General features: G+C 71.9%; 25 protein-coding genes and 1 tRNA gene. 11 read left to right on the forward strand and 15 right to left on the reverse strand.

The features are described from left to right. Positions 1–412 precede the first annotated feature (412 nt). Positions 413–1729, forward strand: coding sequence for a M1 family metallopeptidase (locus MTF65_RS03090; RefSeq protein ID WP_243627283.1), 1317 nt, complete (start codon positions 413–415; stop codon positions 1727–1729). Positions 1730–1745: 16 nt separating this feature from the next. Here MTF65_RS03090 and MTF65_RS03095 read toward each other — a convergent pair whose 3' ends face one another. Further along, a complete protein-coding gene (locus MTF65_RS03095) occupies positions 1746–2438 on the reverse strand; it encodes an N-acetylmuramoyl-L-alanine amidase (protein ID WP_243626641.1) in 693 nt (230 codons plus the stop codon). 198 nt (positions 2439–2636) lie between these two features. Continuing rightward, positions 2637–2999 (reverse strand): VOC family protein, encoded by a 363-nt coding sequence (locus MTF65_RS03100; protein WP_243626642.1) that lies wholly within the window; start codon positions 2997–2999, stop codon positions 2637–2639. A gap of 127 nt (positions 3000–3126) precedes the next feature. On the opposite strand from MTF65_RS03100, the gene MTF65_RS03105 reads away from it, so the two are divergent. Next, positions 3127–4101 (forward strand): MsnO8 family LLM class oxidoreductase, encoded by a 975-nt coding sequence (locus tag MTF65_RS03105; RefSeq protein WP_243626643.1) that lies wholly within the window; start codon positions 3127–3129, stop codon positions 4099–4101. Here the strand turns inward: MTF65_RS03105 and MTF65_RS03110 are convergent. Further along, positions 4079–5617, reverse strand: coding sequence for a UDP-N-acetylmuramoyl-L-alanyl-D-glutamate--2,6-diaminopimelate ligase (locus MTF65_RS03110; protein WP_243626644.1), 1539 nt, complete (start codon positions 5615–5617; stop codon positions 4079–4081). The two genes, MTF65_RS03105 and MTF65_RS03110, sit on opposite strands and share 23 nt — an antisense overlap. A 198-nt stretch (positions 5618–5815) precedes the next feature. Further along, on the reverse strand, positions 5816–5944 hold the full coding sequence (locus MTF65_RS30130) for a hypothetical protein (RefSeq protein ID WP_279398543.1): 129 nt from the start codon (positions 5942–5944) through the stop codon (positions 5816–5818). A 172-nt stretch (positions 5945–6116) separates the two neighbouring features. On the opposite strand from MTF65_RS30130, the gene MTF65_RS03115 reads away from it, so the two are divergent. After that, positions 6117–6190 (forward strand) — tRNA-Met (locus MTF65_RS03115). A gap of 159 nt (positions 6191–6349) precedes the next feature. Here the strand turns inward: MTF65_RS03115 and MTF65_RS03120 are convergent. Then, complete coding sequence (locus tag MTF65_RS03120; RefSeq protein ID WP_243626645.1) at positions 6350–6916, reverse strand: GNAT family N-acetyltransferase; 567 nt, start codon at positions 6914–6916, stop codon at positions 6350–6352. 257 nt (positions 6917–7173) lie between these two features. Here MTF65_RS03120 and MTF65_RS03125 point away from each other — a divergent pair, with 257 nt between their 5' ends. Next, entirely contained in the window at positions 7174–7500 is a 327-nt protein-coding gene (locus MTF65_RS03125; RefSeq protein WP_243626646.1) for a GYD domain-containing protein, read from the forward strand. Positions 7501–7702: 202 nt separating this feature from the next. Here MTF65_RS03125 and MTF65_RS03130 read toward each other — a convergent pair whose 3' ends face one another. After that, on the reverse strand, positions 7703–7939 hold the full coding sequence (locus MTF65_RS03130; RefSeq protein WP_243626647.1) for a hypothetical protein: 237 nt from the start codon (positions 7937–7939) through the stop codon (positions 7703–7705). Positions 7940–7986: 47 nt separating this feature from the next. Between MTF65_RS03130 and MTF65_RS03135 the strand changes: the two genes are divergently transcribed. Further along, complete coding sequence (locus tag MTF65_RS03135) at positions 7987–8190, forward strand: hypothetical protein (protein ID WP_243626648.1); 204 nt, start codon at positions 7987–7989, stop codon at positions 8188–8190. Further along, the gene (locus MTF65_RS03140; RefSeq protein ID WP_243626649.1) at positions 8187–8345 is read left to right on the forward strand and encodes a DUF6126 family protein; all 159 of its coding nucleotides are present in this window, start codon (positions 8187–8189) and stop codon (positions 8343–8345) included. Before MTF65_RS03135 ends, MTF65_RS03140 begins: the two co-directional genes overlap by 4 nt. 53 nt (positions 8346–8398) lie before the next feature. Here MTF65_RS03140 and MTF65_RS03145 read toward each other — a convergent pair whose 3' ends face one another. The 6 genes from MTF65_RS03145 to MTF65_RS03170 form a co-directional block, all read right to left on the reverse strand. After that, positions 8399–8737 carry a helix-turn-helix transcriptional regulator gene (locus MTF65_RS03145; protein WP_243626650.1) on the reverse strand — a complete coding sequence of 113 codons (339 nt, stop codon included), beginning with the start codon at positions 8735–8737 and terminating at the stop codon, positions 8399–8401. A gap of 207 nt (positions 8738–8944) precedes the next feature. Next, a complete protein-coding gene (locus tag MTF65_RS03150; protein WP_374207143.1) occupies positions 8945–9355 on the reverse strand; it encodes an anti-sigma factor antagonist in 411 nt (136 codons plus the stop codon). 26 nt (positions 9356–9381) lie between these two features. Continuing rightward, entirely contained in the window at positions 9382–9786 is a 405-nt protein-coding gene (locus MTF65_RS03155) for an ATP-binding protein (RefSeq protein ID WP_243627285.1), read from the reverse strand. Between the two features lie 17 nt (positions 9787–9803). Then, complete coding sequence (locus MTF65_RS03160) at positions 9804–10226, reverse strand: pyridoxamine 5'-phosphate oxidase family protein (RefSeq protein ID WP_243626651.1); 423 nt, start codon at positions 10224–10226, stop codon at positions 9804–9806. Continuing rightward, complete coding sequence (locus tag MTF65_RS03165) at positions 10223–11902, reverse strand: SulP family inorganic anion transporter (protein WP_243627286.1); 1680 nt, start codon at positions 11900–11902, stop codon at positions 10223–10225. Before MTF65_RS03165 ends, MTF65_RS03160 begins: the two co-directional genes overlap by 4 nt. Before the next feature lie 41 nt (positions 11903–11943). Further along, complete coding sequence (locus tag MTF65_RS03170) at positions 11944–12285, reverse strand: helix-turn-helix transcriptional regulator (RefSeq protein ID WP_243626652.1); 342 nt, start codon at positions 12283–12285, stop codon at positions 11944–11946. A gap of 461 nt (positions 12286–12746) precedes the next feature. Here MTF65_RS03170 and cseB point away from each other — a divergent pair, with 461 nt between their 5' ends. The 4 genes from cseB to MTF65_RS03190 all read left to right on the forward strand — a co-directional run bounded on the left by cseB (position 12747) and on the right by MTF65_RS03190 (position 18486). Continuing rightward, a complete protein-coding gene (gene cseB / locus MTF65_RS03175; RefSeq protein ID WP_374207144.1) occupies positions 12747–13490 on the forward strand; it encodes a two-component system response regulator CseB in 744 nt (247 codons plus the stop codon). 5 nt (positions 13491–13495) lie between these two features. Beyond that, positions 13496–14821, forward strand: coding sequence for a HAMP domain-containing sensor histidine kinase (locus MTF65_RS03180; protein ID WP_243626653.1), 1326 nt, complete (start codon positions 13496–13498; stop codon positions 14819–14821). 172 nt (positions 14822–14993) lie between these two features. Continuing rightward, positions 14994–15776 (forward strand): ABC transporter ATP-binding protein, encoded by a 783-nt coding sequence (locus MTF65_RS03185; RefSeq protein ID WP_243627288.1) that lies wholly within the window; start codon positions 14994–14996, stop codon positions 15774–15776. 145 nt (positions 15777–15921) lie between these two features. Then, positions 15922–18486: an ABC transporter permease gene (locus MTF65_RS03190; protein WP_243626654.1), complete on the forward strand. Its 2565-nt coding sequence runs from the start codon at positions 15922–15924 to the stop codon at positions 18484–18486. A 44-nt stretch (positions 18487–18530) separates the two neighbouring features. Here the strand turns inward: MTF65_RS03190 and MTF65_RS03195 are convergent, their stop codons facing one another. Next, complete coding sequence (locus MTF65_RS03195) at positions 18531–19349, reverse strand: class I SAM-dependent methyltransferase (RefSeq protein WP_243626655.1); 819 nt, start codon at positions 19347–19349, stop codon at positions 18531–18533. 157 nt (positions 19350–19506) lie between these two features. Between MTF65_RS03195 and MTF65_RS03200 the strand changes: the two genes are divergently transcribed. Continuing rightward, positions 19507–24087, forward strand: a complete 4581-nt coding sequence (locus MTF65_RS03200) for a hypothetical protein (RefSeq protein ID WP_243627357.1) — start codon at positions 19507–19509, stop codon at positions 24085–24087. Between the two features lie 184 nt (positions 24088–24271). Here the strand turns inward: MTF65_RS03200 and MTF65_RS03205 are convergent, their stop codons facing one another. After that, entirely contained in the window at positions 24272–24778 is a 507-nt protein-coding gene (locus MTF65_RS03205; protein ID WP_243626656.1) for a hypothetical protein, read from the reverse strand. Positions 24779–24896: 118 nt separating this feature from the next. Then, positions 24897–25511, reverse strand: coding sequence for an HdeD family acid-resistance protein (locus tag MTF65_RS03210; protein WP_243626657.1), 615 nt, complete (start codon positions 25509–25511; stop codon positions 24897–24899). Positions 25512–25655: the final 144 nt, after the last annotated feature.

The following is a 25655-nucleotide window of genomic DNA, read 5'->3' on the forward strand; positions in this document are numbered from 1 at the left end:
GACGTTCCCGTGCCCGCAGGTCAGCCGGTGGGACCGTTGCAGTACTAGACGCGCGCGCGGGTCGTGCCGCTCGCGCTCCGCGCTGCACGGTCGCAGCGCCCCGAACGTGCCGTTCCGTCCACGGCGCTCCGTCGGCGCAACCTGGCCGGCGGCATCCGGGCCGTGCCCGCCGGAAGGGTCATGCGCACGGCGTGGCGAGGTCGGGGCGCCTGGGGGCTGGGTCATGATCGGCTGCGTGAAGACTTCCGGACGTCTGGCCGCCTTCGCGGTCGCGGGCCTGCTCGGCGCACTCCCCGCGTGCTCGGAGTCCGACGGCCGTGGCGGCGGTGAGGCGGGTGCCCGTACCGGCGCAGCCGCGAGGGCGGGTGCCCGCGCCGGCGCGGACACCGCTCGGACGGGGGCTGCCGGCACGGTGTTCCGGGGCGGGCACCCCGCTGCCGCAGGCGCCGGCGACCCGTACTTCCCTGAGCTCGGCAACGGCGGCTACGACGTCACCCACTACGCCCTGACCCTGGCCTACGACCCCGGCAACGGCCGCCTCGAAGGAACCGCCGAGATCACCGCGAAAGCCACCGAGAACCTCAGCGCCTTCAATCTCGACCTCCTCGGCATGGAGGTGCAGAGCGCCACCGTCGACGGCCACAAGGCACGGATCAGCCACGACGGGCAGGAGCTGACCCTGCAGCCGCGCGATCACCTCAGGAAGGGCGCCGCCTTCCGCAGCGTCGTGCGCTACGCGGGCACGCCGAAGCCGATCACCCATGACCACGGGTGGCGCGAAGGCTGGTTGAGGACGGACAACGGAGCGGTCGCGTTCGGTGAGCCGACGGGCTCGATGTCCTGGTTCCCGGGCAACCATCACCCCTCGGACAAGGCCTCGTACGACATCACCGTCACGGTCCCCAAGGGCGTGCAGGCGATCTCCAACGGGCAGCTGCGCACCCGGCGCACCAGCGGCGACCGCGCCACCTTCCACTGGCACCAGGCCGAGCCCATGGCCAGCTACGCGGCGACCGTGGCCATCGGCAGCTACGACATCAAGACCTCCCGGACCCGATCGGGCGTCCCGGTCGTGTCGGCGATGGACACGACCGCGAGCGTGGACGAGGACGGAGCGGTCCTCGGCCGGTTCCCCGAGATCATGGAATGGGCCGAGCGGAAGTTCGGTCCCTACCCCTTCTCCGCCGCCGGGGTGATCGTCGATCAGGCGGCCGATGTGCCCTACGCCCTGGAGACCCAGACCAGGCCGACCATTCCGGCAGACATCTTCCACACCACCAACGTGGTGCACGAACTGGCCCACCAGTGGTTCGGCAACTCCGTCACCCCGCGGACCTGGCGGGACATGTGGCTCAACGAGGGCTTCGCGACCTATGCGGAGTGGCTGTGGACCGAGGACCACGGCGGGGCCAGCGCCCAGGAGCACTTCGACCGCAACCACGCCAAGGCCGCGGACGACGACGAGTGGGACTTCCCGCCCGCCGAGCCGCCGAGCGCCTCGGACATCTCCCGCCAGCCAGTGTACGTGCGCGGCGCGATGGTGATCCACAAGATCCGCCAGACCGTAGGCGACGAGGCCTTCCGTACCCTGGTGCGGGGCTGGACCCTGCGCCACCGCCACGGCCACGCCTCCACGCACGACTTCACCGCGTACGTGGAGGCCAAGGCCGGCCGGGACCTCGACTCGATCTGGGACTCGTGGCTCTACGGCGACGGCAAGCCCTCGTGATGGGGTCGACGCGGTGTCAGGTCCTGATGCGCCGGTGGGCGGTCTCGACGAGCTTCATGTACTTGTTCCAGTTCCACGCGTCCCCGGGGTCCTCGTGAGTGGACTCCGGGACCTCGATGTGGCCCAGGATGTGATCCCGGTCGACCGGCACGTCGTACTTCGCGCAGATCGTGGCCGTGAGCACGGCGGATGCCTCGTACATCGCGTCGGTGTAGAGGGGCTGGTCGAGCCAGCCTTCGTGCTCGATACCGATGCTCCGGTGGTTGTACCAGACGTTGCCGGAGTGCCAGGCGACGTCGCGCTCGCGCACGCACTGGGCAATCCGCGTGCCGGTTGAGCTGATCACGTAGTGCGCGGACACCCTCTCCTCGGGGTCCTTGAACGTGGCGAGCATGATCGGCAAGATGTCCGTCGTCAGGTGAATGACGACGTATTCGATGGGATACGCCTCGGGACGGTCGGAGGGCGTGTAGTTGGATTCGGAGGCTTCGATCCAGACGGCGGGGGCGTAGTCCACCGAGGGGTCCCGACGCAGGGTCGCAGGCGGCCTGGCGGCGCCGGGAGCCTTGCGTGCGGGGGTCGGCGGCGCCGCCTTCACCTTCTCGTCGGGCCCCATCAGCTGGGGCAGCCCGACAGCGACCAGAGCCGTGCCCGCCGCGCCGGCAGCACCCCACAACAGTCGTCGACGGCTTAGCGGGCTGTCTTCCATGGCCACTCCTCATGAGGTCGAGCAGGCAGAGGACGACACGCCGCGAATCGTGACATCACGATACATAGGCGGCGTATCCCGTAATCTGATCCTTCACCAGTGCCCGCACCCCAGCAAGCCGGTCCCCCACCAATCGGCGTACACCCTCACCCCTGACCGGCTCCCGTCCCCGCCGGCAGGCGCCACCCCGTGACGGTGTCACTCCGCCTCTTGACGTCGCTGGCCAAGGACACAGAACTCGTTACCTTCGGGGTCTGCCAGAACAACCCAAGACTGATCACCCTGGCCAATATCAACACGCCGTGCACCATGCGCCACAAGACGAGTCACCTCGGCGTCCTGATCATCAGGCCTCAAGTCGAGATGCAGTCGGTTCTTCACCGTCTTGCTTCCGTCATCCCGGCCGAAGAGCAACCCCGGCAGGCGATCCGGCTCCGGGCGGATCTCGAACTCCTCAGCAGACGAGTTGACCACAACCCAGCCAAGAGCCGCAGCCCACCACTGCCCCAAAGCCACCGGATCTACCGAGTCAACAACTACCTGCTCCCATTCCAAGGTCATCCGCCGAGCTTAAACCTGCCAAGGCTTCAGAACGGGGCAACTGGTCCAGCCCGCTGGGGAGCTGTCCGGGTGGCGCGAAAGAGATCACCGCGTCCCTCGCCGGACGCCTGATCTCTATGCTGACGGCATGATCGATATACCTCTTTCAGCGCTCGAAGTCGCAATGGTCCAAACGGGCGCCCGAGCCGTGGATACCCTGCGGGATACCGCGGCCTTCGCGCGGGGACTGGAACGGCTGGGCTACCACCGGATCTGGTACGCCGAGCATCACCACTCCCCCGCGATCGGCGCGTTTCCGTCAGTCGTGCTGACCGCGCACGCTGCGGCTTCGACCTCCGCCATCCGTCTCGGTTCTGGCGGAGTCCTGGCCCCCAACCACGCACCCATCACGCTGGCGGAACAGTTCGGAACGCTGGCCGCCTTGCATGAGGACCGCATCGACTTGGGCATCGGCCGCGGCCCTGGCACCTTTGACGAGGCCACCGCACGGGCGCTTCGCCGCGGAGCCGGACCGGCGACGGATGCGGAGTATCGAAGCGACGTATCCGCGATCCTGTCCTTTCTGGTCGACGAAGTCGCACTCGGCGCGCTGCCGGAGCCATGGCTGCTGGCCTCCAGCACCGCCGGTGCCGCTCTCGCCGCAGAACTCGGCCTGCCGATCGCCATCGCACACCACATCCGGCCGGACAACACCCTCGCGGCCTTGGAGCGTTATCGGGCGGCGTTCACCCCGTCCCGTTGGTGCGAGCGGCCTCGGGTGCTGCTGTGCGTGGAGGCGGTATGTGCGGAGACGGAAGAAGAAGCCAACTGGCGCGTCGGACCGATGAACGTCGTCAAAGCCGGGCTCCTCAAAGGATCGAGTCAGACGCCCTTCCCCACTCCCGCGGAGGCAGCGACCCACCCCTTCACGGCGGAGGAGCGACAGGCGCTGGCCGGCTTCCGTGCACAGCAAGCCGTCGGGACACCCAAGACCGTCGTCCACCGGCTCGCGGAACTGGCTGGTGAGACCGGAGCGGACGAACTGATGCTGACCACTCCCGTCTACGACGTCCGCGACCGCATTCGCTCCTACGAACTCATCAAGAAATACTCCGAGGCGTAGGCACAACGCGGGAACACCGGGCCGCCACCACCGCCCGGGCCTGTGCGAGTTCGCGCACGGTGGCCATGTCGCTGAAGGGGATCAGTTCCTCGCCGACGATCTGGTGCGGCTCGCTGCCCTTGCCGGCGACGAGGACGACGTCGTCGGGGCCTGCGGCGGACAGGGCGAAGGCGATCGCCTCGCGCCGGTCGGCGAGCCGTTCGAACGGGGTGCCGGTCGCGGCGAGCCCGGGTGCGATCTCGTCCAGGATGGCCTGCGGATCTTCGGTGCGGGGGTTGTCCGAGGTGAGGACGCAGAGATCGGAGTGGGTTCCGGCGATCCTCCCCATGTCGGCCCGCTTGGTGGTGTCCCGGTCTCCCCCGCAGCCGAAGACGGTGACGACCCGGCCGCGTGCGTAGCCGCGGATGGTGGTCAGGACCTTCTCCAGGGAGTCCGGCGAGTGGGCGTAATCCACGATCACCGAGGTACCCAGCGGGGTCTCGAAGCGTTCGAACCGGCCCGGGATGGGAGGCATCTGGTCGAGCGCCGCGACGAGGTCGCCCAGATCGTGTCCCAGGACGTGACAGGCGGCCAGCGTGGCCAGCGCGTTGGCCACCGAGAACCTGCCGGGGACGGGGATCGAAGCCTCGTACGCGCGGCCTCCGTGGTGGAGGGTGAACCGCGTGCCGGAGGCGCTCACGACGAGGTCGGTGGCCCGGTAGTCCGCCGGGGCGTCAAGGGCGTACGTGGTCACCGCGCCCGGCATCATGGACCGGATCCCCGCGCCCACCGGGTCGTCGGCATTGACCACCGCGTGCCGGCACAGGCCCTGGAACAGACGCAGCTTGGCGTCCCGGTAGTTCGCCATCGTTCCGTGATCGTCGAGGTGATCCTGCGTCAGGTTGGTGAACACCCCGACGTCGATGAACGTACGGTCCACCCGGTGTGTCAGCAGAGCCATCGAGGTGGCCTCCAGCACCACGCTGCCGGTCCTCCGGTCGCGCATGCACCCCAGCAGATACTGCAGATCGGGTGACTCCGGCGTCGTCAGTGCCGATCGCGGCATCGGGATCAGCTCGTCGCCGATCCGGCTCCCCGCCGTACCGATGACGCCGACCTTCGCGCCCTCGGAGATCCGCAGGGCGGACTCGACCATGTACGACACCGATGTCTTGCCATTGGTGCCGGTGATCGCCACCACGTCCATCTGCCGCCCTGGTTCGCCGAAGTAGCGGGAGGCCACGACCGCGGCCGCCGTCCGGGCGTCCGGTACCCGCACGGCGCAGGCACCCGGCGACAACACGGAGGCCGGGAGAGCCGGTTCCCTTCCGTCGACGAGTACGGCGGCGGCGCCGCGTGCGAACGCGGGCGAGACGGAGCCGGGCCCGCCCTCGCGGTGCCCGGGCACGGCGATGAACAGCGAACCCGGTGTCACCCGGTCCACGTCGAACGTCGTCCCCGCGGTGATCACTGTCTTCTCCGGGTCACCCTGGAGTACGTGGTGCTCATGGCCGGCCAGCAAGTCGCTCAGCTTCACGGTGATCCCTTCGAGGTGGCTCGGCCCGGTCGTGCGGCCGCAGCCAGGCAGCAGCGCCGGCGGCATGCCGGAAAACTGCGGTGGTGTGACGTGGAGCGCCGGCGGAGAATCACCCGACGCGCACCGGACGAGGCAGCTCAGCCCGGCGAGAGCTCCCGCGCACCGCGTGAGAAGCGGCGGGCCGGGAGAAGAGAATCGCTAGCCGTGACCGTGCAACGCGATACGGCGGATTTCGGGCCCCTCGACGCCGGCCGGATCGACGGCGTCGTGGCACAGCCCGGAGGCGGCCTGCTGCAGGCGCTGCCTCGTAGAACTCGTGCGACCCATGGGCCGAGTGTACGGCCGATCCGCTGACGCGAAGCGCATATCTCACCCACCCCGACGCCCTCAGCACGCGGCACGGCCTCGCCAAGTCGCGGAGGCACCTCGGCCCGGGGAGCCCCCTGCGGGAAAGTCGGTCGAACGCGCCCCGATCGTGCCGTAGGGTGGGGTTTACCGACGCGGGGTGGAGCAGTTCGGTAGCTCGCTGGGCTCATAACCCAGAGGTCGCAGGTTCAAATCCTGTCCCCGCTACTGCCCAGAAAGGCCCGGATCCTCAAGGATCCGGGCCTTTCTGCCGTACCCGGCCGCTTCCGGGCCCGAGCGGTCACGCTGCCGTCGGCATGGGGGCGTCCGCCCCAACGGATGTCCTTCTTCGAAGACATCGCGCTCATGAACACAGGCCTGGCCTGATCAGGCTGTATCCCGCCGCGTCGTGTAGTCCGTGGGCATCCCTGCGGGGATCCGGTACAGCACACACTGGCGAAGAGGCCCTTCGGGCACGCTCGGATCCTCGAAGTCGTCGGCCGGGTCGCGGGTCATGCCGATCCGGCGCATCACCGCCTGGGAACGAAGGTTGTTGACGGTCGTCGACGCAACCACTTCCGGCAGTCCGAGGGCCTCGAAGCCGAAGGCCAGGCAGGCAAGGGCGGCCTCGGTGGCGTAACCGTGGCCCCACGCCGAACGCATCAGCCGCCACCCGATGTCCACCCCCGCGAACGGCATGTCCTCGCCCACCTCGTCCAAGCCGACGCGGCCGATGAACTCACCGGTCTCCCGTGCTTCGAGCGCCCACCACCCGAAACCTCGCTCGTCGAAATCGGCCTGCATGCCGGCCACCGCGGCATCGCTTTGCTCCCGCGTCAGCAGCTGCCCCAGGTGTTCTCGGACTTCGGGATCGGCGTTCATCGCCGCCCACGGCTCGAGGTCGGACTCCCGCCACCGGCGGAGCAGAAGACGATCGGTAAGCAGTTCCGGCATGCCGGCCAGCTAACGCGATCACGATCACGATGTCGATCGGTTTTGTCGAGCCCCTGCGGTGCTCGGCGAGTTCAGATTGCTCCGCCCCAGTGTGGCTGCCGTCCCATTCGCCTTTGTATCGCTCGGGCGGCCCGCTCGCCCGTTGACTGTGGGCCGTAGCGGTCATCGCCTCCGGCTGTTTGTGGGACCCGCGGGCCACCACCGGCGCTTCTCACACCCAGCGCGGGCATCCATTGATGAAGCGAAAGAGAGACACGATGCCGCTCTATCTATCGAGGTTCAGCTACACGCCGGAGACCTGGGCGAGGCTGATCGGCCATCCCGAGGACCGCGCGAAGGCCGCTCAGTCGTACATCGAGTCCGTCGGTGGGAAGCTCCACGGCTTCTGGTACGCCTTCGGCACGCACGACGGCTATAACCTGTGGGAAGCTCCGGACAACGTGTCCATGGCAGCGGTTGCGCTGGCCATCAGTGGAGGCGGCGCGCTCAGCTCGTTCGAGACGACCGTTCTCCTGACCGTCGATGAAACGCTGGATGCCCTGCGCAGAGCCGAGCAAGTCCAGTACCGGGCTCCCGGCGTGTAGCGGTGGCCATGCTAGGCGGATACGGGCAACGGCCTCGGTGCCGACGGACACGGCGCTCAGTATCTGCTCATGGAGCCCATGCACACCGCCCTGTTCCCCACCCAGATCCATGAGCCGTCGATAGCCCCCGCCGCATTACGTGGGTTGCGGCGGAGCCGCACCCGCTAGACTTGCAGAGTTATGCAATTTACTAGTTCTGGATTCAGTGGACGGGGGTTGCGGCGTGGCCGGGTTCGCGGAGGCGGCGCTGGAACGGGTCCGGGTGGCGCGGGCTCGTCTCGTGGCTGCGCGGGAGGCGGATGATGCCGTCGAGGAGGCACAGGCCGCCGACGAGCTGGAGGACGCGCTGCGTGTGGCCCGCGATCACGGCGTGACCACCGGCGACGAGCCGGACAGCCAGTGAGACGACCGGGGACACGATGATGGTCCGCCGCTCCACCTGGACCCGACTGTAGTGGCCCGCTTCATCCTCCCGGAAGGAACCCCATGACCAGCAGCGACAGCTCAGACACCCAGCTGTACCAGATCACCTACCTGGGCGCCGGTGATCCCGATACCCGCACCGTCGGGTCCGGCGAGGTCGCGGGCATCATCGAAGAGGCCGGGCAGCGCGGCAGGAAGGTCCGCATCCGTCCGCACCGCCACCCGCAGCATGGCGGACCGGACGCCGGGAAGGGAGAGCAGTCGTGACGGACGAGACGCCCGTGGAGAGCGCGGCGGCGAAGCACGAGCGGTGGATGGAGAGGGGTCTCGCGCTGCGCGTCTTCTTCTACATCGCCGGCACGCACCTGTTCGCCGGTTTCGTGTGGCTGCTGTTCTACTTGGGCCAGCACGCCCAGAAATAAGGAGCGGCAGCCGGTCACGGTGAGCGGGCCAGAGGCCTTCGCTCAACAGCTCCTTAGTACTTGGGGCTGGTGGCGCGCAGGTCGGCCAGGAGTTCGGCCTGGCCTTCCAGGACGCCGGAGAGGATGCTGCGGGCGACCCGCAGCAGTTGGGCGACCTCGTCGCTGGTGAGCCGGTAGTACACGTTCACACCCTCGCGGCGGCTGATCACCAGGTTGGCCTTGCGCAGCACCGCGAGCTGCTGGGACAGGCTGGCGGCCTCGACCCCGACAACGGGCAGCAGCTCTGCGACCGCGTGCTCGCGCACGCTGAGCAGTTCCAGGACGCGGATACGGACCGGGTGCCCGAGTGTCTTGAAGAACTCCGCCTTGAGCTGATACAGCGGTGCACTCACCTGGGTACGCCTGCCTTGACTGCCCATCGCATCCACCCAGAACCGTTTCGCCACAGGGGACATCCTTTCGTCCCCTCACGCCTTGTGACCTCCACAATTGCAGATCCGTGCAACTCCTGGGACGGGGCGGCCCATCTTTGTGACGTTCGGACCCCACAGGGCAGGCCTCCGCGGTCGTAGTCGCTGTCGCGGTCGTGTGCTCTTACATCAGGCCCTGTACGGCCGCGCCCGCTCGGCGGGCCACTGGTCGCTGCACCACTGGCGCTGCTCGTCGCTCACCGCGTGGTGGGCGGCCAGCGCGGTGGGCAAGTCGCAGTGGACGGGGATCGGCGGGCAGGTGCCGTCGGGGACGAGGGAGCCGTCAGCGGGGATCGAGGCGAGTTCCAGGGGCCGGCCCTCCCCCGCGAGCCGCCGGGCGGCCTGGGCGACGGCGAGCTGTCCGCCCACCGACCAGCCCAGCAGTCCGCTCAGGTCGAGGATGACCGGGCCGGTGCCTCGGGCCAGGACCCACCCGATCGCGCCGCTGAACCGCGCGATCGCGTCCGAGCCGAGGTGTCCGGCCAGGGACAGGACACCCAGGCCGGGGTGGATGGTGTAGCGCCACTCGATCGTCATCATCGCTCTCTCGTCGCAGAACTGCGTTCCTACAGGGGAAGGGTGATCCAGATGCTCTTGCCGCGCCCGTCCGCATCCGGCCGGACCACGACGGTGCCACCCAGTTCCATCGTCATCTCGACGACCATGGCCAGACCGCTGCCCGCGGCCGTGGCCAGCGCCCCGTACAGGGCGGGCTGGTAGGGGTGGCGGTCATGGACGGCGAACGCGAACGCACCCGCCCCGTGCGCGTACGTCACCGTGATCACCGGGGAGAGCACGGCGGCGTGGCGGACGCTGTTGGTGACCAGCTCGGCCAGGATCAGCAGCCCCGGCCCGACGCTCGGATGCCGCAGGCCCACACCGCACTCGACCAGCACCAGTTCGGCGGTCTCCCGGGCGACGCGCACGGACGGACCCGTGGCGGGCACCTTCAGCACATGCCGGTAGGGCATCGTCCGGACCTCGACGCTCACCGCCCGGCCCCCGTCACGGGGCGGGCCAGGCGGAACCCGGAGACCTGCTGCGGGTGCAGGCGCAGCAGCGTGTCGTGAGGGCCGTGGGCCCAGCCGGGCAGCGTACGCCGGTAGTGCGCGGCCTCGTCCGGGTCGGTGATGACGTCGGCCGGGCCGTGGACGGTCACCGTCCAGCCCGTGCCGGCCGGGTTCCGGATCTCGTCCGCGTGATACGTGAGCTGCGCCCTGCCGGGGATCGCCGCGGCCTGCACGGGGGCGCGGACGATCAGACGTCCGTACTCCAGGACGTGGGCGGCGGGGCGGACGAGGGCCTGCTCACGCCGCACGTACACGAGGCGGCCCTGGGCGGAGCCTTCGAGGAGCCACAGGGCCTCGGTGCCGGAGACGTCGATCATGAGGCGGTCGGCGGGGACGGTCATCGTGCGGCCTTCCGGATGCGGTGCGGACGGTGCCTTCGCGGCAGCAGCCCCGCCTGCTCCAGGTGCTTGCGAGCCCCGGCGATCGCCTCCGGCGTCGTGGCGTACTCCCGGCCCTCGTACCGCAGCAGATCGAGCGCGCCGACGGCCTCCAGTGCCTGTCGCTGACCGGGCCGGATGCCGGACGTCATGACGGCGATGCCACGCCGGTTCAGCTTCTCCACCGCGTCCTTCAACACGAGGGCGCCGGTGGCGTCCATCGTCGTAATGCGGGACATCCGCAGGATCACCACCTTCACGTCGGCGACCTCCGACAGCTCCAGCAGGAAGCGGTGCGCGCCGGCGAAGAAGACCGGTCCGTCGATGCGGTAGGCGACGATGTGCTCGGCCAGCAGCGCGTGCTCCTCGTCGCCGTGCTCGCCGGGCAGGTCCGGGCGGAAATCCACCTGATCCATCCGCGCCTGGCTAGCGACCGCCTTGAGGGCGAGCGCCCCGGCGACGACGAGGCCGATGATCACTGCGTAGACGAGATCGAGGACCAAGGTGGCGGCAGCGGTCAGGACCAGCACGACCGCGTCCGAGCGGGTGGCCTTCGCCATCGCGCGCAGCGAGCCGACCTCGACCATCCGGATGGCGGTCGCCAGCAGCACCCCGGCCAGCGCCGCGAGCGGGATCTTCGACACCAGAGGTGCGGCGGCGAACACGATCACCGCGAGCACGGCGGCATGCGTCAAAGCGGCGAGCCGGGAGGAGGCGCCGGTGCGGACGTTGACCGCCGTACGGGCGATCGCCGCGGTGGCCGGGACGCCGCCGAACAGCGGGGCGGCCAGGTTCGCGACGCCCTGCCCGAACAGCTCCTTGTCCGGATCGTGTTTCTGCCCCACCGTCATCCCGTCCGCGACCGTTGCCGACAGCAGCGACTCCAGTGCGGCCAAAGCGGCCACCGCGACCGCCGGAGCGAGCAGCGAACCCAGCACGGACAGGTCGAGGAAGGCCAGGGAGGGCGCGGGCAGCCCGGACGGCAGCTCACCGATGGGGGCTGCCGCGTCCAGGTGGAAGACCTGCGCGATCGCGGTCGCGGCGATGACCGCCACGATGGAGAACGGGACGGTGGGCCGCCAGCGGGCGCCGAGCAGCATCACGGCCGCGACGCCGAGGGAGAGCGCGATGGCAGTCCAGTTCGGGGCGCGCGCGAACTCGACGACGGCCCGCCAGGCAACGGCGAGGACCTTCTCGCCGTCCGGCTTGGCCACCCCGAGCGCGTTGGGTATCTGCTGAAGTCCGATCACACACGCGATACCGAGAGTGAAGCCCTCCACCACCGGCGCGGGCACATAGCGCATGTACTGCCCGGCCTTCATCAGCGCCAGGGCGATCAGGAGGACACCGGCCATCAGCCCGACGGTCAGCACCCCGCCGGGCCCGTACTGGGCGACGATCGGCACCAGAACCACAGTCATCGCACCCGTGGGCCCCGATACCTGAAGGTTCGACCCGCCGAACAACGCCGCGAGCGCACCCGCGACCACGGCGGTGGCAAGCCCCGCCTCGGCACCCAGCCCGGAGGAAACCCCGAATCCGAGCGCGAGCGGCAGAGCGACGATCGCGACGGTGAGACCGGCCAGCAGGTCCCTGCGAGGGCTGCGGCCCATCACCGCGAAGTCGCCCCGGGCCGGCATCAAGGAACGGACCCGGTCGAGCACGACGGTCAGCAAGGGGTTCACGGCGTGGGGACCTCGGACTCGCGCAGCTCCTCCAGGAGCTCACTCTGCCCGGTCAGTACCTCGGTCAGAATCCGCCGAGCCGCCCGCATCAGTTCCGCGACGTCCCCGCCCGCCAGCTCGTAGACCACCGTCGAGCCGTCACGGACCGAGGTCACGATCCCCGAGCGGCGCAGGACCGCGAGCTGCTGAGACAACGCCGAGGGCTCGACCTCGATCGCGGCGAGGATGTCCCGTACCGGCATCGGACCGTCCTGCAACAGCTCCAGCACTCGTATCCGCACCGGGTGGCCGAGCATCCGAAAGAAGTCGGCCTTGGCCTGATACAGCGGAACTGGCACGGTCTCGCACCCTTCTCATCACCCCGGGCGCCGGGGAAACGGCTGGTGCTGTGCCGGCGGCTGCCTGCGGGGCACAGCCAACACAGCATCTATGAAATTGCAGACTTTTGCAATTCGTAGATTCTGCGGCCGCCCGCCTGCTCTCGCGTCGGCTTCGCCGCCGGCCTGGGCGGGTTTGTATCGGGCGCGTATCAGGGAGCGCTTGGTTGTCCATCGGATCAGTGCGCCGGGCCATGGCGAAGGCCTTGGGTCCGGCGGCTGCCCTGGGCCGTGCCTTCCAGTCTGACCTGGGTATTCGCGGATGGAAGGTGCGTGAGGGGGTGACGTGTGTCCGCTGTGCGGCGCGGTCCCCACGCCCGATGTCTGGCATATCGTTCCTTCAGGTCGCCGTCCGCGCGGGAGCGGGAGTGCACGCGGGACCTGTTCCTCACACGACCGTCCCGAACAGGAGTCATCTGCCCGTGTCCTCGTCCGCCCCGGCTCCGGCCTCTCCGCGGCCTGTTCGCGTGCTGCTGGTGGAGGACGACGACCTGATGCGCCGGTCCTTCACCGTCGCCCTCGATCGCTACGGCTACGAGATGAAGACCGCGGCCGACGGGCTGGCGGGGCTGGAGCTCTTCCGCGACGAAAGCTTCGACCTGCTGATTCTGGATGTGATGCTGCCCGGTCTGGACGGGATCGGCCTGTGCCGCAGAGTCCGGGAGACCAGCTTGGTGCCCGTTTTGATGATGTCGGCTCGTGGCGACGGGCTCGACGTCGTCGCCGGTTTGGAGGCCGGGGCGGACGACTACGTGGTCAAACCCGTGGAGACCTACGTACTCGTGGCGCGCATCCGTTCGCTGCTGCGGCGGGCGACCTACGCGCCCGCCCCAGTACCCGGGCAGGCCGCCACCGGGGACGGGCCGTCACCGTCCGAGGGAGAGTTGTTGGTCTTCGGGGACCTGGCCATCGACACCGGCGGCCTGGAGGTGTTCGTCTCCGGAAGCCCGGTGGCGCTGACCCCGACCGAGCTGAAGCTGCTGCTGGAGTTCGCCGCCCACCCGGGCATCGTGCTGGAGCGGCACACCCTGCTGCGGGACGTGTGGGAGTACGGCTGGGACGGCGACAGCCGGGTCGTGGACCTGTGCGTGCAGCGGCTGCGCGGCAAGCTGGGCCGGGACCGGATCGAGACGGTCCGCGGCTTCGGCTACAAGCTCAGGCGCTGAGGGCGGTGCGCCCGTTCCACCGGCCGCGGCCGGCCCGCGTGCCCCTGCGCTGGAAGATCGCCGCGCTGGCCGCGTCCACGGCGTGCCTGGTCGTTGCGGTGGTGGGCGTGCTGGTGCACGTATGGACCGCGCAGGACATCCGGAACCGGGCCGAAGCGGAGGCCTGGAACAGGCTGTACTCGGCCATGGACGCCTACCGGCGCACCGGAACGCTCACGGATGGTGCCGAGCTCGATCCGGCCGGGCTGCCCGCCGCGCTGCGGCACCCGGCCGACGGCGACCGGCATACCGCCTACGACGGGCGCGTCGACGGGAATGTGGGCCCGAGCGTCTGGGCTGCCCAGCGGACCGGCGGCCCGGGCAGCCGGGTGCTGGCCTTTCGGGTCAACATGAGCTCGGACCTCCACGGGCTGCGCCAGCTCGACGTGACTATGGCGGTGGCCTCGCTGGTCGCACTCGCGGCGGCCACTCCCCTGGCGGTCTACGGAGCCGGGCTGCTCGCCCGCCGGCTGCGGCGGGTCTCCGAGACCGCGGGCCGGATCTCCGCCGGGGACCTGGATGCCCGGACCGGGCCCACCAAGGGCCGCGACGAGGTGGCCGACATCGCCGCCACGGTCGACCTCATGGCGGACAGTCTCAGCCGACGGCTGCGCACCGAGCGCCAGTTCACCGCGGACGTGGCCCACGAGCTGCGCACCCCCGTCGGCGGTCTGCTGGCCGCCGCCGACCTGCTGCCGCCCGGTGAGACGGAGGATCTGCTCCGGGCCCGGGTACGCGACCTGCGCGGCCTGGTCGAGGACCTGCTGGAGATCTCCCGGCTCGACGCCGGCGCCGAACAGGCAGTCCGCGCCCGTGTCCCGCTCGGGGCGGTCGTCTCCGAGGCCGTGGCGCGCACCGGCCTCGACACACAGGTCACGGTCGCCGTCACCGACGCGACGCACGAAGAGGCCCACGCCAAGAACGTCAAGAACGCCAAGGCCGCGCGGCCCGTCGAAACCGTCGAGACCGTGGAGACCGTCGAGACCGACCCGCGCCGGCTCGAACGGATCGTCAGCAACCTCGTCGTCAACGCCCACCGGCACGGAGACACCCCGGTACAGGTCACCGTCGAGGGCCGTACGGTCGTCGTGCGCGACCACGGCCCCGGCTTCCCCGCGGACCTGCTGCTCGACGGCCCTCGGCGCTTTCATACGGGCGCGACGGAGCGCGGCTCGGGCCACGGCCTGGGCCTGACCATCGCCCTGGGCCAGGCCCGGCTCCTCGGGGCCGAGCTGCGCCTGGACAACGCCCCGGACGGCGGCGCCGTCGCCACCCTGCGCCTGCCGACCTGACCGCCGGGCGGCCGCCCGCCCGCCCGCTACGGAACTGCTACGCAGTGGAGCGGAAGCCCATACACGGCGGCTGAGGTCCTGATACGTCCCCCGGACACCTTGTGGTGTGCACCCTTCCGCATCTGAAGACCGCACCCGAAGAGGAGTCCCCGTGACCGCCGACACCCGTCGCATGCCCGACGCTCTCACGCCGCACCCGACGACGACCGGAGCCGCGGCCGCGGCCGCCGTCACCGACCTGTCGAAGGTCTACGGCACCGGCGACACCCGTGTCGTCGCCCTGGACGGTGTCAGCATCGCCTTCCGGGAGGGCGAGTTCACCGCGATCATGGGCCCCTCCGGCTGCGGCAAATCCACCTTGATGCACTGCGCCGCCGGGCTCGACTCGTTCAGCTCCGGCTCCGTCCGCATCGGCACCACCGAACTGGGCACGCTGGGCGACCGGCAGCTCACCCAGCTGCGCCGCGACCGGATCGGCTTCATCTTCCAGGCGTTCAACCTGCTGCCGACGCTGACCGCCCTGGAGAACATCACGCTGCCGCTGACCATCGCCGGCCGCCGGCCCGACCGGCAGTGGCTGGACCGCGTGGTCTCCATGGTCGGCCTCTCCCGACGCCTTGACCACCGGCCGGGGCAGCTGTCCGGCGGGCAGCAGCAGCGCGTCGCGGTGGCCCGGGCCCTGGTCTCCCGCCCCGCGATCGTCTTCGGCGACGAGCCCACCGGCAACCTCGACTCCCGCGCCGGGGCCGAGGTCCTCGGCTTCCTGCGCGACTCGGTGCGCGAGCTGGGCCAGACCGTCGTGATGGTCACCCACGACCCCGTCGCCGCCGGCTACGCCGACCGCGTGGTCTTCCTCTCCGACGGCCGCCTGGTCGACGAGATGACACGTCCCACCCCGGACCGGGTCCTGGACCGGATGAAGGCATTCGACACCCGCCGCCCACGCACAAGCTGACCCGCCCTCGCCTCAGCTGACCGGCTCACTCGTGAACCGCTCCCCCGTGCCCCGCTGTCGCCCAGAAGCCGACAGTCGTCTCCCCCGTACCGAAGCACCCATCCGCTCGCGCCTGTCGAGCCCGCCTCCCAGGATTCGCATCGCCATGTTCCGTACCGCCCTGCGCAACGTCCTCGCGCACAAGGCCCGTCTGGCCATGACCGTCCTCGCGGTCTGCCTGGGTGTCGCGTTCGTCTGCGGCACCCTCGTCTTCGCCGACTCCTCGGCCGCGGCCTACCGCGCCGCCGTGTCGAAGGACTTCGCGGACATCGCCGTCACCGTGACCCCGAAGGACCCCCCACCGGGGGCCGCCGCGGCCCAACTCCCCAGCGTGCTCGACGACGCACTGGCCAAGAAACTGGCCGATGTGTCCGGTGTCGCCGCCGTGCGCCCGCTGGCCGACGGCTCGGCCGTCCTGAACGCGGCGGACGGCACTCCGCTGCGGGCCGGCAAGGCGTGGGCGAACCCGGGCGCCGCCTACGTACCGGGCAAGGACGGCAAGGACAGCCGCTACCCGCTGATCAAGGGCCACGCCCCACGGAACGGCGACGAACTCGCCGTGGACAGCGGCACGGCCGCCGCCGGCCACTTCGGCATCGGCGACATGATCACGCTGGCCACCGACGGGCCGGTCATGACCAAGCGACTCGTCGGCATCGTCACCACCGAGGACACCCGGGTGACCGCCGGCGGCACCCTCGCCCTGTTCGACAAGGCGACCGCCCAGGGGCTGTTCGCGTCCCCCGGCCACTACACCGGCATCGACCTGTCCGCCGCGCCCGGCGCCGACCAGTTCGAGCTCTCCCGCCGGGTCACCGACGTGCTCCCGGCCGACCGGGCCGAGGCCGTCACCGGTACCGACCAGGCCAGCCGGCAGGCCGTGTACGTCGACACGGTGACCCGGGGCTACGAAAAGCTGCCGATGATCTTCGCCGGAGTCTCGCTGTTCATCGGCTCGTTCCTCGTCGTCAACACCTTCACCATGCTCGTGACGCGGCGCACCCGTGAGATCGCGCTGCTGCGGGCGATCGGAGCCGCGCGCCGCCAGGTGGTCCGCTCCGTCCTCCTGGAGGCCCTGCTGATCGGCCTCGCCGCCTCGGCGGCCGGATTCCTGCTCGGCCTCGGCATCGCCTCCGTACTGCCCGGCCTCCTGAGCACCGCCGGGGACACACTGCCCAACGGGCCCCTGGTGATCGGCCCGCTTCCCGTCGTGGCGGCGCTCGGCGTGGGCGTGGGCGTCACCATGCTCGCCGCGTGGCTGCCGTCCCGCAGGGCGGCCAAGGTCGCGCCCATCGAGGCGATGCGCTCGGCCGAGCAGCCGCCCTGCGCCACCCGATCCCGGTGGCGCGGCGGGGTGGGGCTCGCCCTCCTCGTCCTCGGCGTCGGTCTGCTGGTGTCGCTCACGGGGGCGAAGGACGCCTCGGTGGAGAACCTGCGGAACGCGATGCTCGGCTGCGCCGCCCTCGTCGTCGCCATGATCATGCTGGCACCGCTGCTCGCCGCCCCCGTGATCCGGCTGACCGGACGCCTGACCGGACGCTTCGGGGTCACCGGCCATCTCGCGCGGGAGAACGCGCTGCGCGACCCGCGGCGCACCGCGGCCACCGCCGCCACCTTGATGATCAGTACGGCACTGGTCGCCGGGCTCGCCGTCATCGGGAACTCCACCGGGCAGGCTCTCGACCGCCAGGCCGCGGCCGGCCTCGGCGCCGACTACGTGATCAGTACCCGCACCGCCATGACCGGCATCGACCCGGCCGCCGTACAGCGGGTGGCCGACACCTCCGGGGTGCGGACCGCTGCCGCCGTCACGGACTCCGTCCTCTTCATCGGCGGCAGTGTCCAGGGGATCTCCGGCGTCGACCCCGACGCCGTGGAGGCCACCATGAAGCTCGACTTCGTCAGCGGCTCCCTGGCAGACCTCGGGCCGGGCCGGATCGCCGTCTCCGCCGCCATCGCCCGGCAGCACGGCGTGAGCGCGGGCGGCAAGCTGGGCGCCCGCATGGGCCGTGACCAGGACTTCCGGCAGTACACCGTCGTGGGCGTCTACAAGGACAACCCCACCGCCCACGAGGCGCTGGGCGCCCGTACCGAGGTGCAGCGGAACAGCTTCAAGCCCGGCTCCGTCCAGCGGATCCTCGTCCGCACCGACGGCGGCGCGGCCTCGCGGACCACCGAGGAGCGGCTGCGCACCGCGGTGGGCAACAGCCCGCTGGTGAAGGTGCAGGACCGGAAGGAACTCGTTCGTGAGGCCGCCGGCACCGTCAGCGACCTGCTGACCCTGATGTACGGGCTGCTCGCCATCGGCATCGTGATCGCCTCGCTCGGCATCGTGAACACCCTGGCCATGTCGGTCTCGGAACGCACCCGCGAGATCGGTGTGCTGCGCGCCATCGGCATGGACCGCACCGGAATCCGGCGGATGATCCGACTGGAGTCGGTGACCGTCGCCGCGTTCGGCACACTCCTCGGCCTGGCAGGCGGACTGTTCGGGGCCTGGGCGGTCGGGGCGCTGGCCAACGGCGCGATCGAGCGGTACGCGTTGGCGCTGCCCTGGGGGACGCTGCTCCTGGTGTGCGTGGCGTCCCTGGTGATCGGCGCGGTCGCGGCTGTCCTCCCGGCCCGTTGGGCAGCCGCTCTCAGCCCGCTGGAAGCCGTCGCGGAGGCGTGACGCACGGCCGCCGCGGCGCGGTACGGGTTCCGGCGCGGCACCGTTCAGCGGCGCCTGCCCCATGCGGTCAGCATGCCGGGGGGCAGCTCGGCCAGGTCCGGAGAGCTGAGGTAGGCCAGGGCCTGGTCCACCGTCTCGGCGTCCACCCGGCCCGTGGTCTCGAGCGCGCCGCGCAGGCGCTGCCATGTCTCCAGCCAGAACGCGGTGACCGCGGCGCCCGGGGTCAGGGGTGGGCAGTACAGGTCCGCCGCCACGTCCGTGAGGCCCTCCTCACGGAGGAAACGCGGGTAGGAGGGCACGGAGGCGATGTCCGTGCCGATCGTGTCGTTGAGGGCCTGCCACATCGCGTCCATGGTGCGCCGGTAGGCGGAGGAGGAGTCCAGGGCGTTCGGTACCTCCACGGCGTCGCTCACGACGAGCCAGCCTCCCGGTGCGAGCCAGTTGGCCAGGCGGGAGAGGAGGTGACGGCGTTCCGGGAGGTGCATCAGGACGAAGCGGGCGTGGACCAGGTCGAAGGTGCCCGGGTCCAGGCCGGGGTCGCGCAGGTCTGCCGTACGGGGGTGCAGGCGTGGGCCCGCGAGGGGGGCCAGGTGGCGGGTGTCCTGGTCGAGGGCGACCACCTCGTCGACGTGCGCCTCGTCCAGGAGCCAGCGGGCCACCGTCCCCGTGCCCGCGCCGACGTCCAGGCAGCGCCACCCCGGCCCGACTCCGAGCGCGCGGAGTCGGCTCCGGGTCCACGGATCGTAGGCCTGTGCGCCGTAGTCGATGCGGTCGGCCTCCAGGGGGTGGGTGGGCGTGAACAGGTCGCGCCCGTACCGGCCCGCGGCCGGGTCCTTCTCTTCTTCGCCAGCCGGACCGGTCACCACCCGGCCCAGCCTGGCACACCGCTCCGTGTGTTCCGGGCGCCCACGCCGAAGGCCCCCGCACAGCACCCCGGTCAGCCGCCCAGCTGTCAGCCGCCCAGCTGTCAGTGGGGCGTGCGACGATGCGGAGCGTGATCGTCTCGTTGGATTCGCTGCGATGGCGGCGCGGGCGCGGCGGCTGCCGCCGGCGCATCTGCCGTGGTTCTGGGACACCGTGGGCCACCGCTTGATCGGCTACGGGAGCCGGCCGGGCGGGCGGGCGTACGCGGCGGCGCGGGCGGCCGAGGCCGCGCACGGGCTGCCGGTGGATCCCGGTTACCGCCGGGCGAACGCGCTGCTGTTCGCGGCGGGCGGGGCCATGCCGGCCAAGGAGTTCGGGGCGCATCAGCGGTTCCTCGCCGAGACGCTGGAGCCGGCCGCCGCGCACGCGGCCCTCGACGCGTTCCTGACCGCGTGGGCGGGCTCGCCGGCGGACCTGCCGGCGGATCTGGTGCGCCGGGTGCGGGCTTCCGCCAAGGCGGCCGGCCAAGGGGACGAGGAGCTCGCGCGGCTGGTCGGCGCGATCCTGTCGGTCACGCGGAAGAAGGCGGTGCCGGACGCGCTGCTGGAGGCCGCGGGCCCGGTGCTGACGGCCCATCCGCCGGCGGACGCGATCGCCGCCGGGCTGGTGGAGGTCTTCCCCGAGGGGGTAACCGACGGCGGGGCCTGGCTGCGGCTGCTGATCGGCTGCGGCGCGGCGGAGGCCATGGCGGCCGGGCGGTTGGTGCCGGAGGGCGGGCCGCACCGCTGGGTGGGGCAGTTCGTGCACATGTACCAGTACGCGGCCCAGTCGGGTGGCGGAGTCGGGCGTCAGCAGCTGCCGGGGGAATTCCTCGACCTGGTGGGCCGGTTGGGGCCGCGGCTGCGGGCTGAGGGCACCCCGGTGACGGTGCACACCACGCGGCATCACTACGAGGGCTTCGACGCGGACGTGTTGGACGCCTGTCTGGCGGCCGGGGTTGCCGTCACCGACCCCGGTCCGGAGACCCGGATGCGGTTCTGGGGTGAGCGGTCCCGGCGCGACCTGGCCGCGCTGGCCGCCGACCCGGTGTTCGGCCCGCGGCTGGAGGGCACCGTACACGCGAATCTGCTGCCGCGGTGGTCGCCGGCGCGCCGGCGCCGGGCCGGTTCCGCGGTGACGCTGCTGCCCGGCAACGAGGGCATCGCCCACGAGGTCGCCGGGCGCGTGGGCAAGCTCGTCGACACCGTCGGGGGCGGCGGCATGGCTGGGGCCGAGGAAGCCGTTGCCGAGCTGGAGACCCTGCTGGACCGGCCGACGGTGGCGGCGCTCGGCGGGATCGCCGACGCCCTCGCCGAGGCGGGAGCGGCGGGCGCGCTGCGGCGCTCGCTGGCGGCCGGTCTGCCGGAGGAACTGGCCTGGCCGGCCTTGGAGTCGGTGTACGCGCAGTTCGCGGCGGGCGCTGATCCCGAGGAGGTGGCGGACGGGGCGCTGCCGGGCGTGGCGGGGGTGACCGCCAGCTGGCCGGTGCTGACGGTGTTCGGGCGGGACCGGGCGGTCGCCGTCGCCCCGGACGGGGTGCGGGGCTCCTGCCGGCTCGCGGTGCCGGACGGGGCGACCATGTTCGCGGTCCACTACGTGAGCGGCTCCTTCCTGGTGAGCTGGACCCTCACCCCGAACCCGTACTACTGCGACACCGCCGTCTGGGCCGATCGTCCCGAGGAGACGTTCACGCCGGACGAGGTGGGCGGTCTGGTGCCCTTCGGCGGCAGCCTGGACGGGGCGTACGGGTTCCAGTTCGAGACCGCCGACGGGGGCGGGCGGCACGGCGGGCGGCGGGTGCTGCGGCCGGGTGGCCGGGAGGGCATCGACCAGGACGAGCTGCAGCTCGGGGACGGGTCGCGGATCTGGACCAACGCCGTCTACGGAAGGCGGCCGTGGGAGGTGGTGGACCCGGTCACCGGGGAGCCGCGGGGCGCGGTGGCGCTGCCCGACTTCCCGGGCCGCGCCGCGCGCACCGATCCGGGCGTGGAGCCGTCCGAGGCCGGCATGACCCTGGCCGTGGAGGCGCTGCAGCTGGCGCCGCTGCCCGCCGGTCTGGACGGATCCCCGCTGGGCAGCCGGGACGGGCTGGTCGGGACCCGGGTGCTGTTCCGCACCCGGCACCGCGATCACGCGCCCGACCACTTCCTGGTGGAGAGCGTGGACGGGCGTACGGCCCGGTTCGACATCGACCGGCCGGGGCAGGAGCCGTGGGGCCTGTGGGCGCCGCCGGAGGGAGCGGTGGAGGACGTGGTGGAGGACGTGGTCCTCGCCGAGGCACAGACCCGTACGGGCGTGCGCGCGTACGCCGCGGACGGCGTCCTGCTGTGGGAGCTGGACGGGCACCGCTCGCCCCGGCATCCGCGGGTGGCGCCGGTCCGGCAGGTCACCGCGTCGGGGGGTGTGGCACTGCCGCCGGCCTTCTGGTACCTGCTGCGGACCCGGGACGCCGGCGGGTCGCGCGCGCTGCGGGCCGTGGGGCCGGAGACCGCGGACGCGTTGCTGGCTGCCGCGTCGGTCGGTGCGCGGGCGCTGCGGGCCGCCGTGGCCCGGGAGTTGCCGGAGGTCACCGACGCGGTGCTCATCGAGGCGGTCGTGGCGGTGGCCGCGCGGGCCGCCCGGGTGGAGGAGCGCAGGCTCGCGCTGCACCGGCGGGTCACGCTGCTCGGCGAGGCGCCGCCGGTCCTGCCGCGCCGGTCCGCGCCGGACACGGAGCTGATGCCCGCGCTGTTCGGGCTGGTGTCGGACGGGGAGCGGGACCCGTGGCGGCGCGGCCCGGACGTGGCCCTGCCGGCGACGCTGAACGCGCTGGCCGCCGACGGCGCCTGCCTGGCGGGGACCGTCGTGGAGGAGGTGCGGCGGCTGGCGCCGCCGGCCCCGCCGGGTGACTGGTCGCAGCTGGTGGGCGCGATCGACGCCGCGGCCTGGCGGGCGGCGGTGGCGCCGACCCCGGAGACGGAGCGGGCCGCTCTGCTGGCGCTGCTGGACACCTGGGCCGACCAGCCGTTCGCCCGCGCGGGCGGCCGGTGGTGGGTGGGCCGCGCGTCCGCCGACCTGCTGGACGGACTGCGTGGGGGCGGGGTCGCGGTGGCGTCCGCCGCGGTGCGGGCCGGGGGGTCGGAGTGCTGGTTCGTGGCGGCCGCCGCCGAGGACGCGGACGGCGACCCGGTGGTGGCGGCGGTTCCGCGGGCGCGGCCCGTACGGGTGGAGCGGGACGACGCCGCCCGGCTGCGGGCACTGGTGGCGGCGATCGAGGCGCGCGGGCCGGTCCCGGTGCCGGAGTCGGCGGCGGCGCGCTTCGCCGAACTGACGGGCGTACGGCGGGCGGTGGCCCGGCTGGTCGTGGCCGGTCTGGCCGGCCGGTCCGACCGCGAGGGGGACCGCGCCCTGGTGCGCAAGGCCCCGTACAGGGCCACACCGATGACGGCCGAGTCGTACGACGGGCTGCGGGCGCGGCTGGGGGGCGCGGGCCGGCGGGCCGTCCTGGCGGCGGCGCTGCCCGAGGACCCGACCGAGCTGTGGCGGCCCGGCGGGGTCGAGGCGGCCGTGGAGCGGATGGCCGGGGTGTGGCGGGAGCGCCTCGGGGTGCGGTCCGCCGTGTACGACGAGGCGGCCGACACGTTGGAAGCCGATCTGGGGCTCTGCGAGGTGTGGGCGCGGCGGCTCGCGGGCGGGTACGAGGCCGCTGCGGACGCGACGGTGCCGGCGGCCGGCTGGGAGCTGGCGGCCACCCCGTACGGTACGGGGGTGGAGGTCCGGGCCGTGACGCCGGCCGGGCCCGAGCTTCCGTACGGCACCCCGGTGGGGCTGTCCTGCCGGGAGATGGCGAGCGCGCTGGTGTGGGCGTGGACGGACCGGCCCGTCGGCGACCCGGCGGTGGTCGGCGCGATGGACGTGTACGAGCGGTTGAGCGCCGAGCTGGAGCGCCCGGAACTGCTGCTGGCGCTGTCCGGTGGGCGGGTCGAGGACAGCCCGGAGGGGCTCGCGGAGCGGTTCGGGCGGCCCGAGCGGCTGCCGGTGGCGGAGGACCACCGCAAGGAGGAGGGGCCGCTCGCGGTGACCGCGTACGACTGTGGGCCGCTGGTGGTCTGCGCGCCCGGCGGTGAGTCCTTCCTCCGGCCCGCGGCGGTGGCCGACCCGCAGGTGTGGCGGCGGGTCGGGGAGGTCACCGGGCTGGCCGGGGCGCTGGAGCGGGTGGCGCCGCTGCTGGTGGGCGGCGGGCTGGAGCGGATGATGCGGCGGGCCCGTTCGGGGGCGGTGCCGGTGGGGGCGTACGAGGCGGATCCGCGGCAGTCCTGCCCGGAGCTGGTCGCGCGGGCGGCGACGGAGCTCGGGGTCGGCGCGGACGCGGCGGCGCTGTACCTCCAGGTGGCGACGCTGGCCGCGCCGACCGACCGGAACGTGCGGCGGTGGAACGGCTGGTCGACGAAGCGGCACGCGGAGGTCCGGGCGGAACTCCTGGGCACGGGCGCGGTGGTGGAGGCCAAGCGGGCGCGGGCGGGGCGGACCGTGTTCCTGCCCGGGGAGTGGACCGAGCTGAAGGCGCCGCACCTGCCGTTGGAAACCGTGAAGCTGGCGACGTACCTGGTGCGCCCGCTGTGGGGCAACAGGATCGATTCCCCGTTCGGGCGGGTCCTGCCGACGGCGCCGCTGCACGAGATGTTCGCGGCGGCGTGGGAGCGGGGGGTGCGGCGGTAGCGGCGGTAGCGGCTGACGGTAAGGCTGGGGATGCCGGCTGAGGGGCGAGGCGGGGGCCACCACTCCGCTACCCCCGCGCAGGCCCCCTCACTCCGCTGCCCTGCGGCACTCCACGTGCCGGGCGCGGGTCGCCGCGGCCGGGGGCGGCGGCAGAGCGGGCTGCCGCCTCAGCCGGCGCGCCGCGTCAGAAAGCGTTCTTCGACGCGCTGACGACGACACATTCCTTGTACTCGCTGCCGTCGCCCTTGCCGGTGTACGGCGTCGTCGCCTCCGCCTGCTGGGACGCGCCCGCCTTGACCGTGAGACCAGTGACGTTGGCCAGGGCGGAGCCCGCGCTCGATCCGGCGCCCCCGCGGAACTTCACGCTGATTTTGTAGGTGTAGTCGAGTGAGCCGCTGTTGGTGACGGTGAGCCTGGCGACCAGATTCTTGCCCGCGTCGTCCAGCCTGCACTTGTCGATCTTGATGTCGCGCTCGGCCTTGTTGCCGCTGCTGGAGCCGCCGGGGACGGAGGCGCCGCCTGAACTACCGCCGGTGCTCGCGTCGCTGCCACCGGTACTGCCCCCACTGGAGCTCGAACCGGAGCTGTGGCTGCTGCCGCCGCAGCTGCCTCCGTGAGAGCCGCGGGCGCCGGTGAGTGCGACAACCGCGACCCCGAAGACGGCGATCGCGCGGACATGGCGAAGCTTCACTTTCAACCCCCGTTGAAGTGTTGATGAACAAAGGAGGCCCACCTTGACGGGCACACGTCACCCTAACAGCGGATGAGGAACCCTCGATTCACGGGGCGCGGGGGTCAGCGTTCGGCGTTCACCCCGGAGGCGTGGGCGTGATCCGGCGGGTGGCGGAGCGCAGCGCGAAGGCCATCACCACTTCGAACACGCCGAGCAGGACGAGCCACAGTCCCAGCAGCCGCGTCAGGGCGACCGCGGAGTCCACCGGGAAGGAGAGCACGACGATTCCGGCGACGGCGCCGAGGGCGCCCAGGCCGAAGAGCAGGCCGCGGTGCACGAGCGCGCGGTCCGCGATCGCGACGTACGCCGTGAGCACTCCGGTCAGCAACCAGAACACCCCGACGATCAGGGACAGTGCGCCGATCGTCTGCATCGGATGCCGCAGCACCAGGACGCCCGCCAGGAACGCCAGCATGGCGATCAGGACGCCCGCCAGTCTGCTGCCGCCCCCGTCGCTGCTGTGCGAGAAGGCCGTGACGAAACGGAAGGCACCGGCGACCAGGAGCTGCAAACCGATGATCACGGCCAGGATGTGCAGCGTTTCGTCGGGCCAGACGAGCACCAGGATGCCTGGGATCAGGGTCGCGAGGGCGAAGCCGAGTGCCCAGTGCCACGAGCCTCCGAGTTGCTTGAGGACGTCCTCGGGGTCGCTCTGCGTGCGCTGCGGTGCCGCGTCGGGGGGTACGGTCATCACGCCTCCCGGGCTAGCCGAACGGCTCGTAGGGGAACCTCGAACCGCCGGACGTACCTTTCCCGCCCATTTTAGGCCGTTGTGGTATGGCTCGCCGCTCCGGCGGGTCCTCTTCGGATCCTGGTCGGCCGTCCACCGGGAGGG

This window comes from Streptomyces sp. APSN-46.1 (assembly GCF_022815725.1).
GTDB lineage: Bacteria > Actinomycetota > Actinomycetes > Streptomycetales > Streptomycetaceae > Streptomyces.